Origin of the sequence: Xanthobacter variabilis (genome assembly GCF_043831965.2) — a bacterium.
Classification (GTDB): Bacteria; Pseudomonadota; Alphaproteobacteria; order Rhizobiales; family Xanthobacteraceae; genus Xanthobacter.
In genome coordinates this window covers 2,637,295-2,650,142 of record NZ_CM195533.1, presented here as the reverse complement: position 1 = coordinate 2,650,142, position 12,848 = coordinate 2,637,295, and the positions used below count along the sequence as shown (strand labels likewise).

The 12,848-nt window shown below is 68.2% G+C and carries 7 protein-coding genes and 1 riboswitch; of the genes, 5 read left to right on the top strand and 2 right to left on the bottom strand.

Features of this window, described 5'->3' with window-relative positions; all coding sequences use genetic code 11:
* The first annotated feature begins 52 nt into the window (after nt 1–52).
* The 4 genes from metE to V5F26_RS11395 all read left to right on the top strand — a co-directional run bounded on the left by metE (nt 53) and on the right by V5F26_RS11395 (nt 8,317).
* Nucleotides 53–2,389, top strand: a complete 2,337-nt coding sequence (gene metE, locus V5F26_RS11410; RefSeq protein ID WP_394946473.1) for a 5-methyltetrahydropteroyltriglutamate--homocysteine S-methyltransferase — start codon at nt 53–55, stop codon at nt 2,387–2,389.
* Between the two features lie 118 nt (nt 2,390–2,507).
* Nucleotides 2,508–2,702, top strand: a riboswitch (cobalamin riboswitch).
* A gap of 107 nt (nt 2,703–2,809) precedes the next feature.
* Nucleotides 2,810–5,659: a ribonucleoside-diphosphate reductase subunit alpha gene (locus V5F26_RS11405; protein WP_394945962.1), complete on the top strand. Its 2,850-nt coding sequence runs from the start codon at nt 2,810–2,812 to the stop codon at nt 5,657–5,659.
* Nucleotides 5,660–5,679: 20 nt separating this feature from the next.
* On the top strand, nt 5,680–6,816 hold the full coding sequence (locus tag V5F26_RS11400) for a ribonucleotide-diphosphate reductase subunit beta (protein WP_394945961.1): 1,137 nt from the start codon (nt 5,680–5,682) through the stop codon (nt 6,814–6,816).
* A gap of 151 nt (nt 6,817–6,967) precedes the next feature.
* Complete coding sequence (locus V5F26_RS11395) at nt 6,968–8,317, top strand: NAD(P)/FAD-dependent oxidoreductase (protein ID WP_394945960.1); 1,350 nt, start codon at nt 6,968–6,970, stop codon at nt 8,315–8,317.
* A gap of 294 nt (nt 8,318–8,611) precedes the next feature.
* Here the strand turns inward: V5F26_RS11395 and chrA are convergent, their stop codons facing one another.
* Nucleotides 8,612–9,838 (bottom strand): chromate efflux transporter, encoded by a 1,227-nt coding sequence (chrA, locus tag V5F26_RS11390; protein WP_394945959.1) that lies wholly within the window; start codon nt 9,836–9,838, stop codon nt 8,612–8,614.
* Nucleotides 9,839–10,006: 168 nt separating this feature from the next.
* Nucleotides 10,007–10,456: a MerR family transcriptional regulator gene (locus tag V5F26_RS11385; protein ID WP_234054016.1), complete on the bottom strand. Its 450-nt coding sequence runs from the start codon at nt 10,454–10,456 to the stop codon at nt 10,007–10,009.
* 78 nt (nt 10,457–10,534) lie between these two features.
* Here V5F26_RS11385 and V5F26_RS11380 point away from each other — a divergent pair, with 78 nt between their 5' ends.
* Entirely contained in the window at nt 10,535–12,841 is a 2,307-nt protein-coding gene (locus V5F26_RS11380; RefSeq protein ID WP_394945958.1) for a heavy metal translocating P-type ATPase, read from the top strand.
* Nucleotides 12,842–12,848: the final 7 nt, after the last annotated feature.

Sequence of the window (12,848 nt, the reverse complement as noted above, 5' to 3'; positions counted from 1 at the left end):
CCTCACGCCTGCCGTCACGGCCTGCCCACAGCAGAAGGGCTTTGCAGCCGTGATGTCATCCACCATTCCCGTCGCCACACTCGGCACGCCGCGCATCGGGGTCCGCCGCGAGCTGAAGATGGCGCTTGAAAGCCATTGGGCGGGCAGAACCTCTCAAGCCGATCTCCTGGCCACCGCCGCCGCTCTGCGCGCGCAGAACTGGGCGCGCCAGAAGGCTCGCGGCGTCTCCATCATCCCGTCCAACGATTTCTCGCTCTACGATCAGGTGCTCGACACGTCCGTGATGGTGGGCGCCATTCCACCAGCGTATGGCTGGAGCGGCGGCCCGGTTCCGCTCGCCACCTATTTCGCCATGGCGCGAGGCAGCGAGGGCGCGCGAGCCGCTGGCTCCTGCGGGCATGCACACGCGGGTGAGGGCAACGGCGTGCCGGCCCAGGAAATGACGAAGTGGTTCGACACCAACTACCACTACATGGTGCCGGAATTCGCCCCTGACCAGCGATTCACCCTCGCCTCGCTCAAGGCGCTTGAGGAATACCGCGAGGCCAAGGCGCTGGGCTATCAGACGCGCCCCGTGCTGCTGGGTCCCGTCACCTTCCTGAAGCTCGGCAAGTCGAAGACGCCGGGCCTTGATCCGCTGCTGTTGCTCGGCAATCTCCTGCCCGTCTACACCGACATGCTGCGGCGGCTGGTGGCCAATGGCGCGGAATGGGTGCAGATGGACGAGCCGTGCCTGGTGCTCGATCTCGACGAGGCGACGCGCGACGCATTGCGCCGGGCCTATGCCGCCTTCGCGCGGGCGCTGCCCCACCTGAAGATCATGCTTACCACCTATTTCGGCGCGCTCGACGACAATCTGGACACCGCCCTTTCCCTGCCCGTCGCCGGCCTCCACCTCGACCTTGCCCGCGCGCCGGAACAGCTTGAAACCGTCGCCGTGCGGGCCCCACGGGGGCTCGTGCTGTCGCTCGGCGCCATTGACGGGCGCAACATCTGGCGGGCGAACCTGCCCGGTCTGGTGGAGCGGCTGAAGGCCATCGTCTCCCGGCGCGGCACCGACCACATCCAGATCGCGCCCTCCTGCTCGCTGCTGCACGTGCCCATCGACCTGGAGCTGGAGGGCGATCTGGATCGCGACCTGAAGTCCTGGCTCTCTTTCTCGCTTCAGAAGATGGACGAGCTCGGCGTGCTCGCCTCCGCCCTTTCCGGCGAGGGGCACAAGGTGAAGGCCGCGCTTGATGCCTCGGCCGCGGCCGCAGCCGCCCGCCGGGCCTCGCCCAAGGTTCACGATGCCGCCGTTGAGGCACGCGCCGCCGCCGTCTCACCCGCCATGACCCACCGCTTGAGCCCGTTCGTCCAACGCGCCCAGACGCAGAAGCAGCGCTTCGGCCTGCCGCTCTTCCCCACGACGACCATCGGCTCGTTCCCCCAGACCGCCGAGGTCCGCCACGCCCGTTCCGCCCATGCGAAGGGGACGCTGAGCGAGGAGGCCTATGGCCAGTTCCTGCGCGAGGAAACCGCCCGCGCCGTGCGCTGGCAGGAGGAGATCGGCCTCGACGTGCTCGTTCATGGCGAGTTCGAGCGCAACGACATGGTGCAGTATTTCGCCGAGCAATTGTCCGGCTTCGCCTTCACCCGGCATGGATGGGTGCAGAGCTACGGCTCCCGCTGCGTGCGCCCTCCCATCATTTTCGGCGACGTCTCGCGCCCGCGCCCGATGACGGTGGAGTGGTGGCGCTATGCCCAGTCCCTCACATCCAAGCCGGTGAAAGGCATGCTCACCGGGCCCGTGACCATCCTCAACTGGTCGTTCGTGCGCGATGACATCGCGCGCAGCGCCGCCTGCCGGCAGATCGCCCTTGCCATCCGCGACGAGGTCCAGGATCTGGAGGCGGCAGGCGCCGCCATGATCCAGATCGACGAAGCGGCCCTGCGCGAGGGGCTGCCGCTGCGCCGCAGGGCCTGGCGCGCCTATCTCGACTGGGCGGTGGAGGGTTTCCGGCTGTGCTCCTGCGGGGTGCGGGATGAAACGCAGATCCACACCCACATGTGCTATTCGGAGTTCAACGACATCATCAATGCCATCGCCGCAATGGATGCCGATGTGATCTCCATCGAGACCTCGCGCTCGAAGATGGAGCTGCTCGATGCCTTCCGCAGTTACAAATATCCCAATGAGATCGGGCCCGGCGTCTACGACATCCACTCGCCCCGCATCCCGGCCGTGCCGGAGATGACGGACCTTCTGGGCCTCGCCCGCCGGCGGCTCGACGACGGGCAGATCTGGGTCAATCCCGATTGCGGGCTGAAGACCCGCAAGTGGGAGGAGGTGCGCCCCGCCCTGGTCAACATGGTGGCCGCCGCCCGCGCGCTGCGCGCCGAAGGCTGACGTCCACGCAGGAGCGGCCGTCGCGGGCGTGCCACGCCTGCGACGGCCCTCGGCGGAACCGCCCCTCGCGAACAGGGGACATTCCACTCCATATATTGACAGCCGCATGGACCTCGTCGCTACATGTAGCGGTCACGGTCTCTCGACTCGAAAGAGCGAGAGCGAAGAGGGAAGCCGGTGCGATGCCGGCGCTGCCCCCGCAACTGTAAGTGGTGAGCCAAGGTCCATCCATGCCACTGGGCGCAAGCCCGGGAAGGCGGACTTCAGGCGTTGACCCGCAAGCCAGGAGACCTGCCGTGACACAGCTAACGTCCTCGGGCGGGGTGTCCCGGTGGATCGCATTCTTGGCGTCGCGGGCCCGCCCCGCGCCCTTTTGCGACCGCTTGGCCTTTGCCCCCAACCATTTGGGGTTCAAGGCAAATGTCTCTTTCCCTTCAAGCCGGCCCGGCCCTTTCCAAGGCCTTCACTTCCAGTGAACCGCCAGCAGCGCGCGCAGCCGAGCCGGCCTATCAGGTCATCCGCCGCAATGGGGCGGTGACGCCGTTCGATGCCGGCAAAATCGCGGTGGCGCTCACCAAGGCGTTCCTGGCGGTGGAAGGCGGCCATGCAGCCGCCTCGCGCCGGGTGCATGAGATCGTCGCCGAGCTCACCGGGCAGGTGGTGGCCAACCTGACCCGCCGGGCCGATGCGGGGCGCACCTTCCACATCGAGGACATCCAGGACCAGGTGGAACTGGCCCTCATGCGCGGCGAACACCACAAGGTGGCGCGCGCCTATGTGCTCTATCGCGAGGACCGCGCCAGGGAGCGCGCCGCCGCGCAAGGCGCCAGCGCCGGGGCAAGCGCGCCGCAGCTGCACGTGCGCGGCCCCGACGGCGCGCTCTTCCCCCTTGACGCGAAACGGCTGGAAATCCTGGTGCGCGAGGCCTGCGCCGGGCTCGATGGCGTGTCCCCCGCGCCCATTCTCGCGGAGACCCGGCGCAATCTTTACGACGGCATTTCCCATGCGGAACTGGCTCTGGCGCCCATCCTGGCCGCCCGCACGCTGATCGAGACCGAACCGGACTATTCCAAGGTCACGGCCCGCCTGCTCACGGACAGCCTGCGGCGCGAGGCCCTCAGCTTCGTGCACAACCGGCCCGACCAGGCGACCCAGGCGGAGATGGCCGACCGATATGCGGATTACTTCGCCGCTTATGTGAAAGCCGGCATCGCGGCCGACCTCATCGACCCGGAGCTCTGGCAATTTGACCTGCCCCGGCTCGCCGCCGCCCTGAAGCCCGAGCGCGATCTTCAATTCGACTATCTCGGCCTGCAGACCCTTTATGACCGCTACTTTCTCCATGTCGACGGCACGCGCTTCGAGCTGCCCCAGGCCTTCTTCATGCGCGTGGCCATGGGGCTCGCCCTGCGTGAGATCGACCGGGAGGCGCGGGCGATCGAGTTCTATGATCTGCTGTCGTCCTTCGATTTCATGGCCTCCACGCCCACATTGTTCAATGCGGGCACGCCGCGCCCGCAATTGTCGTCCTGCTTCCTCACCACAGTGGCGGACGACCTGGACGGCATCTTCAAGGCCATCCGCGACAATGCCTTGCTCGCCAAATATTCCGGGGGCCTGGGCAATGACTGGACGCAGGTGCGCGGGCTCGGCGCCCATATCAAGGGCACCAATGGCGAGAGCCAGGGCGTCGTGCCATTCCTGAAGGTGGCGAATGATACGGCCATCGCCGTCAACCAGGGCGGCAAGCGCAAGGGCGCGGTGTGCGCTTATCTCGAAACCTGGCACGTGGACATCGAGGAATTCCTCGATCTGCGCAAGAATACCGGCGATGACCGCCGCCGCACCCACGACATGAACACCGCCAACTGGGTGCCGGACCTGTTCATGGAGCGAGTGGAAGCCGGCGCCGACTGGACGCTGTTCTCCCCCGACGAGACGCCGGACCTGCACAACCTTTACGGCAAGCCCTTCAAGGCGGCCTATGAGGCCTATGAAGCCAAGGCGGCGCGCGGGGAAATGCGGGTCTGGCGCCAGGTGAAGGCGGTGGAGCTGTGGCGGCGCATGCTCACCCTGCTGTTCGAGACCGGGCACCCCTGGATCACCTTCAAGGACCCCTGCAACCTGCGCTCGCCGCAGCAGCACGCGGGCGTGGTCCACTCCTCGAACCTGTGCACGGAGATCACCCTCAACACCAGCGCCGACGAGGTGGCCGTGTGCAATCTCGGCTCCGTGAACCTGGCGGCCCACGTGACGCGCGAAGGCCTGGACCTGGACCGGCTCCGGCGCACGGTCGCGACCGCCATGCGGATGCTCGACAATGTCATCGACATCAACTTCTACACCATCCCCGAGGCGCGGCGCTCCAACCTGCGCCATCGGCCGGTGGGGCTCGGCCTGATGGGCTACCAGGATGCGCTGGAACACCAGCGCCTGCCCACAGCCAGCGACGCAGCCCTGGCGTTCGCCGACATCTCCATGGAAGCGCTGAGCTATTTCGCCATTTCCGCGTCCGTGGATCTCGCCGAGGAGCGCGGGCGCTACGCCTCGTTCGAGGGCTCTCTGTGGTCGCAGGGCATCCTGCCCGTGGACAGCCTGGACCTCCTGGCGGCCGCCCGCGACGGGCACATGGAACTCGATCGCTCGGCCCGCCTCGACTGGGCGGGGCTGCGCGAGCGGGTGATGGCGAACGGGATGCGCAATTCCAATGTCATGGCCATCGCCCCCACCGCGACCATCTCCAACATCGTCGGCGTATCCCAGTCCATCGAGCCTGCCTACAGCCAGCTTTATGTGAAGGCGAACATGTCCGGCGACTTCACAGTGGTGAACGCGAACCTTGTGCGCGACCTGAAAAGCCGCGGCCTGTGGGACGAGGTGATGATCTGCGATCTCAAATATTATGACGGCATGGTCAGCGCCATCGACCGGGTGCCCGAGGATCTGAAGGCGCTTTACGCCACCTCCTTCGAGATCGCGCCAGAATGGCTGATCCGCGCGGCGGCGCGGCGGCAGAAATGGATTGACCAGGCCCAGTCCCTGAACCTCTACATGGCCGAGCCTTCCGGCCGAAAGCTGGATGAAGCCTATCGCCTGGCATGGCGGCTGGGGCTGAAGACCACCTATTACCTGCGCTCACGCTCCGCCACCCATGTGGAAAAATCCACCCTGCGCGGCACCGACGGCAAGCTCAATGCCGTCACCCCCATCCTCGTTGGCGCACCCAGCGCGTGCTCCATGGCCGATCCCACCTGTGAATCCTGCCAGTGAGCGCAGAAGGAGCCCTGACCATGCTCGACTGGTCTGATCCGCAGCCCCTCGTCACCGCCCCTCCCGCGCACGGGGTCCGCGAGCCTCACCCTCTGGCATTGAGCGACGCCACCGGCCTTGGCGCCATCGACCGTGGCGCCGGCCGGGTGAGCGTGGATGAAAAGCGCATGCTCAACGCGCGCGCCGACGTGAACCAGATCCTGCCCATGAAGTACAAATGGGCATGGGAGAAGTATCTTTCCGCCTGCAACAACCATTGGATGCCCACCGAGGTGTCCATGCAGGCGGACATTGCGCTGTGGAAATCCCGCGATGGCCTCACTGCGGACGAGCGGCACATGGTGAAGCGCAATCTCGGCTTCTTCGCCGCCTCCGAAAGCCTGGTGGCGAACAACATCGTGCTCGCCATCTACCGCCACCTCGCCAATCCCGAATGCCGGCAATACCTGCTGCGGCAGGCCTTCGAGGAGGCGGTGCACACCCACACCTTCCAATACGTCGTGGAAAGTCTTGGCCTCGACGAGGGCGAGCTGTTCAACATGTATCGGGAGGTGCCCTCCATCACCGACAAGGCGGCCTGGGCGCTGGCCTACACCCAGAACCTCTCCGATCCCGCCTTCGCCATCGGCACGCCGGAGGCAGACCAGGCCTTTCTGCGCGATCTCGTCGCCTTCTACGTGGTGTTCGAGGGTATGTGGTTCTATACCGGATTCGCGCAGATCCTCTCGCTCGGCCGGCGCAACAAGATGGTCGGTGTCGCGGAACAATACCAATACATCCTGCGCGACGAGAGTATTCACCTGAATTTCGGCATCGACGTCATCAACCAGATCAAGGTGGAGGCTCCCCACCTCTGGACCACCGCCTTTCAGGAGGAGGTGCGCGCCATGCTCAAGGCCGCCGCCGAGCTGGAAGCCGCCTATGGGCGCGAGACCATGCCCCGCGGTCTTCTGGGGCTGAATGCCGCGCTGTGCGAACAGTATATGCACTTCATCGCCAATCGCCGCTGCGCCCAACTCGGCCTCGCGCCTGTCTTCGCCGAGGCGGAGAATCCTTTTCCCTGGATGAGCGAGGCCATGGACCTGAAGAAGGAGAAGAATTTCTTCGAAACCCGGGTCATCGAATACCAGAACGGCGGCGCCCTCGCCTGGGACTGAGGGTTTGCGCCCCCACCCCGCGCCAAGGCCTTTCCGGCGCTCCGCCCGGCGGGCCGATTTTCTGCATGGACAACAAAGTTGCCTACACAGAAACGCGGCGCTAGGAAGGTTGTCTGCGAATTCGGCACCGCGCGGCGGAAAGGCGCACATCATGAGCGAGGCTGCGGCACACCCCTCCCTGGACGCACTGGCGCGCGGCGCGGTGCCGCCGGGCGCCTCACTCACCTTCGCACCTTATTGGTGGGAGGCGGCGCCGAGGGCAGGGACGCCGCCGGAGCCCCTGCCGGATGAGGCGGACGTGGTGATTGTCGGCTCTGGCTTCACCGGCCTGTCCGCCGCCCTCACCCTGCTGCGCAACGGCCGCCGGCCGCTGGTGCTGGATGCCGGCGTGCCCGGCTTTGGCGCCTCCACCCGCAATGGCGGCCAGGTCGGCAGCGGCAATCAGAAGTTCCGCGTGAAGCATCTCATCACCCTGCGGGGCCGCGCGAAGGCGGAAGCGCTGCTGCGCGAAGGCGTGATGATGCTAGAGCACATCGCCGGGCTCATCGATCGGGAAGGTATCGAATGCGGCTTTGCCCGCAGCGGCCGTTTCCGCGGTGCCATCCGCCCCGAGCATTACGAATCCATGGCCCGCGACATGGAGGACCTGAAGGCGGTGGCGGGGGTCGAGAGCTTCATGGTGCCCCGCGCGGAGCAGCACCGGGAAATCGGCACCGACCTGTTCCATGGCGGCTCGGTGCTGCCCGACGATGCGAGCCTTCATCCCGGCCTCTACCATCACGGCCTCATGGCGCGGGTGATCGCGCTGGGCGGGCGTGTGCACGGCGCGGCGCAGGTGGAGCGGTTGCGGGCGGAGAAGGCCGGCTTCACCCTGTCGACGGCCCGCGGCGCGGTGCGCTGCCGTGATGTCCTCATCGCAACCAATGGCTATACGAGCGGGCTGGTGCCGGAGCTCGGCCGGCGCATCGTGCCCGTGGGCTCAGGCCTGATCGCCACCGGAGAAATCCCGCCGGAGCGCTTCGCGCCGCTGATGCCGGCGGGCCGCGTCTATGGCAACACCAACCGCGTCTTTTCCTACTTCCGCGCGCCGCCGGGCGAGCGCCGGATCGTCTGGGGCGGCCGCGTGGGGCGCCTCGCCCCGGCGGACACGCCCGGCGCCTATGCCCACCTCGCGCGGGATCTGCTGAAGACCTTCCCGGCTCTCGGCGACATTCCCGTAACCCACGCCTGGGAGGGGCGCATCGGCTACACTTATGACGAGGTGCCCCATCTCGGCCGCACCAAGGACGGCGTGCATTTCGCCATCGGCTATTGCGGCACGGGCGTATCGCGCTCCACCTATTTCGGGCACAAGGTGGCCCTGCAGCTCATCGGCTCCGCGGAAGGCCGCACGGCGTTCGACGACCTCGCCTTTCCCCCATTCCCGCTCCAGCCCGTGGCGGCCCAGGCCGTGCCGGTGGTGGAGACCTGGTATCGCATCCGCGACGCCCTGAACGTATGAGGCCAACTGCGCCGCGCAGGACCCAGGTCCGATCGACATTTAAGAGGCACGTTCCCTCTCCCGCTTGCGGGGGAGGTTGAGGGAGGGCCGGGAGCGCCTCAGTGGCGCAGAGACCGGAGATTCAAGGCTTCTGAGATTTTCGAAGCGCTGCCCTTCGCCTCGCGACCGGGGCCACCTTCCCAGGATCTTGCCCCGCCCAAGCCCTCCGCCGCAAGTGGGAGAGGAGCCGCGCTATGAGGCATGCGGCGGTGGTGGGGTATAAGCGGAACCGCAGGCGCTGAATGTCGATAGCCCCTAGGCGATGGCCCGCAGCAGGCCGATGCCGGCGAGCAGTGCCACCACCAGGATGGGCGGGGCCTGCCAGCGGGTGAGAAGCAGGAAGCCCGAAAGGGCCAAGGCGAAATCCGCCGGCGCCAAGACGGCACTCGTCCACACGGGATCGTAGAGCGCAGCGCCCAGGATGCCCACCACCGCGGCATTGGCGCCGCGCATGGCGGCCTGGGCACGGGGCCGCTCCCGAAGGGCGTTCCAGAAGGGCAGCATGCCCGTGACCAGCAGCAGCCCGGGTAGGAACACGGCTACGAGCGCCAGGATGGCCCCCCCGATGCCATGCGGCGGCGGCTCCATGATGGCGCCGAGATAGGCGGCAAAGGTGAAGAGCGGCCCGGGCACCGCCTGGGCGAGACCATAGCCGGCCAGGAAGTCGGTGGCGCTCACCCAGCCCGGCGTCACCACCGCCGCCTGCAGCAATGGCAGCACCACATGGCCGCCGCCAAACACCAGAGCCCCCGAGCGATAGAAGGCCTCGAACAGCGCCACCGCCTGCCCCTGCCCCACCAGAAGCGGCGGCACCAACAGCAGCAGCGCGAACAGCGCCAGCAGGGCCACACCCAGGCGGCGCGACACGGGAACCGCCATCGGCCGGCCGATGGCGGCAGCCCCGCCGCGGCAGAACCACAGGCCGGCGAGTGCGCCCAGAGCGATGGCACCAACCTGCCCCACCGCACCGCCGACAAAAACCACCAGGAGCACGCTGCAAAGGGCGATGGCGGCGCGCGGCTGGTCGGGCGCCAGGTTCCGCGCCATGCCCCACACCGCCTGGGCCACCACCGCGACCGCCACCAGCTTCAGCGCGTGCAGCACGCCCGCCGCCCAGACCCCTTCCCACGCCGCCGCCGTGAGCGCCACCGCCACCAGCACCGCCGCCGATGGCACCGTGAAGGCGAGCCACGCGGCGAGCCCGCCCCAAAGGCTGCCGCCCCGCAGAATGCCGAGGACGAAACCGAGCTGGCTGGAGGCCGGCCCGGGCAGGAACTGGCACAGGGCCACCAGATCACCGAAATGGGCCTCATCCAGCCAGCGGCGCTTGAGCACCAGCTCGTCGCGAAAATAGCCGATATGGGCGATGGGGCCGCCAAAGGAGGTGAAGCCCAGCTTCAGAAAGGCACGGAACACCTCACCCGGCGTGCCCACGGGGGAGTGGCGCGGCGAGGCGCCGGCGGCATCGGGGTCGCTGTTCATGGCGGGCGCAACCTTGGCTGGGGCAACCGTGCTGGCGGGAAGCAAAACCGGAAGCGAGCCCTCTCACGTGCGCGGACGGGCACTCCGGCATCGACTGTCGCCACCGTTATGGGGGACGGCGCCAAGCGTCAACGCGGCGGTGGCCCGCAGTACTCCCCCGGGAGAGCTTCAAGCGGTGGCGCTGGTGTCCTCGCCATGTCCGTGAAAGCGGCATTCGCAATGATCGGCCAGCACTTCGATGACGCGGCATTCCGCCACCCGGCCATGGCTGCATTCAGCCACCATGCGTTCCAGCTCCACCTCAAGGACCTTCAGGCTGGCGATGCGCTGGCGCACCTCATCGAGCCGCCCGCGGGCAATCTCGTCGGCGCTCGCGCAGGACTGCTCGGGGTGGTCCTGCAAGGCCAGCAGCTCGCGGATCGCCTCGATCTCGAAGCCCAACTCGCGCGCGTGGCGAATGAAGGCCAGGCGCTTCAGGTCCGCCGGCCCGTAGAGCCGCCGGTTGCCCTCGGTGCGCAGCATGGGGGGAAGCAGCCCGATCTGCTCATAGAAGCGGATGGTGGGCACCTTCACCCCGCTCGCCTTCGCCGCCGCCCCGATGGATACGCCCTCGCTCATTTTTTCCCGCCTCCGCCCCTTGCTCCTCTAGTCGCTAGAGGATGTAGGGTGCCGGGGAGTTCAGGGAAAGGGGTCATCGTGAACGCTCCCATTGCGCAGACCCGGTTTCGCGTCACCGGCATGGATTGCGCGTCGTGCGCGGCCAAGATTGAAGGCGCCGCGCGGCGTGTCGACGGCATCGAGGAGGTGTCCGTCTCGGTGGCTGCGGGCACATTGACACTCCACCATGGACCGCAGGCGGATCTGGAGCGGCTGAAGCAGCGGCTCGGCGCCCTGGGCTACACCCTCGCGCCCCTGCCCGCCTCCCCCTCCGCGCCGGCGGAAGGCGCCCGGACTCCCCACGCGCACGCCCATGGAAAGGACGATCACGACCATGCTCATGCTGAGCATGACCATGACCGCCACGCCCATGGTGCGCACGAGCATGGTGAGCACGAGCACGGCTGCTGCTCCGGCTGCGGGCCCGCCGCCGCGGAGGCACGCCCCGCCTCCGCCCATGCTCACGGAGCCGAAGCGGCCGACGGCGCCTGGTGGCGTTCCGCCAAGGCGCGCCTGACCCTCGCCAGCGGCATCGCTTTGGCGCTCGCATTCGTGGCGGGCCTCGTGGTGCCGCAGTTCGACACGCCGCTCTTCATCCTTGCCATGCTGGTGGGGCTGGTGCCCATTGCCCGGCGCGCCATTGCCGCCGCGGCCGAAGGCATGCCCTTCACCATCGAGATGCTCATGACCATCGCCGCCCTGGGCGCGGTGGCCCTGGGCGCGGCGGAGGAAGCGGCCGCGGTCGTGTTCCTGTTCCTGGTGGGCGAACTGCTGGAGGGGGTCGCGGCCGGGCGGGCGCGCGCCTCCATCTCCTCCCTCGCCGCCCTGGTGCCGAAGACCGCCCGGGTGGAGCGCGATGGCGGCGTGCGCGAGGTGAGCGCGGAGAGCCTCGCGCTGGGCGAAACCATCCTCGTGCGCCCCGGCGACCGCATGCCGGCCGATGGCATCATCATCGCCGGTGAAAGCGACATCGACGAAGCCTCCGTTACCGGCGAGAGCACGCCCGTGCGCAAGGGCCCGGAGGACGCCGTGTTCGCGGGCACCGTCAACGGCGATGCGGCCTTGCGCGTGAAGGTCACCGCCACGGCGGAGGACAACACCATCGCCCGCGTGGTGCGGCTGGTGGAGGAGGCGCAGGAGAAGAAGGCCCCCACAGAGCGCTTCATCGACCGCTTCGCGCGCTATTACACGCCCGCCGTACTGGGCGTGGGCGTGCTGGTGGCGGTGGTTCCGCCGCTGGCCTTCGGCGCATCCTGGGATGAGTGGATCTATAAGGGCCTGGCCCTGCTGCTCATCGGCTGCCCCTGCGCCCTCGTCATCTCCACGCCCGCCGCCATCGCCGCCGGGCTTTCGGCGGGCGCTCGGCGCGGCATGCTCATGAAGGGTGGCGCGGTGCTGGAGACCTTCCGCAAGGTCGACACCGTCTGCTTCGACAAGACCGGCACCCTCACCGCCGGACGGCCGGAGGTGACGGACATCCTGCCATTCGCCCTGGCGGCCGAGGAGGTTCTGCGCCTGTCCGCGAGCCTGGAAACGGGATCGTCCCACCCCCTCGCCCGCGCCATCCTGGAGCGCGCGGCCGCCGACGCCATCGCCGTGCCCACGGCGCAGGCGGCCAAGGCGCTGCCGGGCAAGGGCATCACGGCGCAAGTGGAGGGCCGCGCGCTCTTCCTGGGTTCCCCCGCCGCCGCCGGGGAGCGCACGCGGATGGGCGAGGTCGAGGCCGCCTGCATCGCCGCGCTCAACAAGGAAGGCAAGACCGTGTCGGTGCTGGTGGTGGACGGCGTGCTGGCCGGCGCCCTCGCCTTGCGCGACGAGCCCCGCCCGGATGCGGCGAGCGCCCTCGGCACCCTGGCCGGTGCCCGCATCCGAACGCTGATGCTGACCGGCGACAACCGCCGCACCGCCGAGGCCATCGGCGCGCGCCTCGGCATCGCGGTGGAAGCCGAGCTGCTGCCCGCCGACAAGCAGCGCATCGTGAACGAGCTGAAGGCGAAGGGCGCCGTGGTGGCCAAGGTGGGCGACGGCATCAATGATGCCCCCGCGCTCGCCACCGCCGACATCGGCATCGCCATGGGTGGCGGCAGCGATGTCGCGCTCGAGACCGCGGATGCCGCCGTGCTCCACGGGCGGGTGCGGGACATTCCTGCCATGATCGCCCTGTCGCGGCGCACCATGGGCAACATTCACCAGAACATTGCCATCGCCTTGGGCCTGAAGGCGGTGTTCCTGGTGACAACGGTGGCGGGCATCACCGGCCTGTGGCCCGCCATCCTCGCCGACACCGGCGCCACCGTGCTGGTGACCATGAACGCCCTGCGCCTGCTGGCCTTCCGGCCGGAGTGAGCGCGCG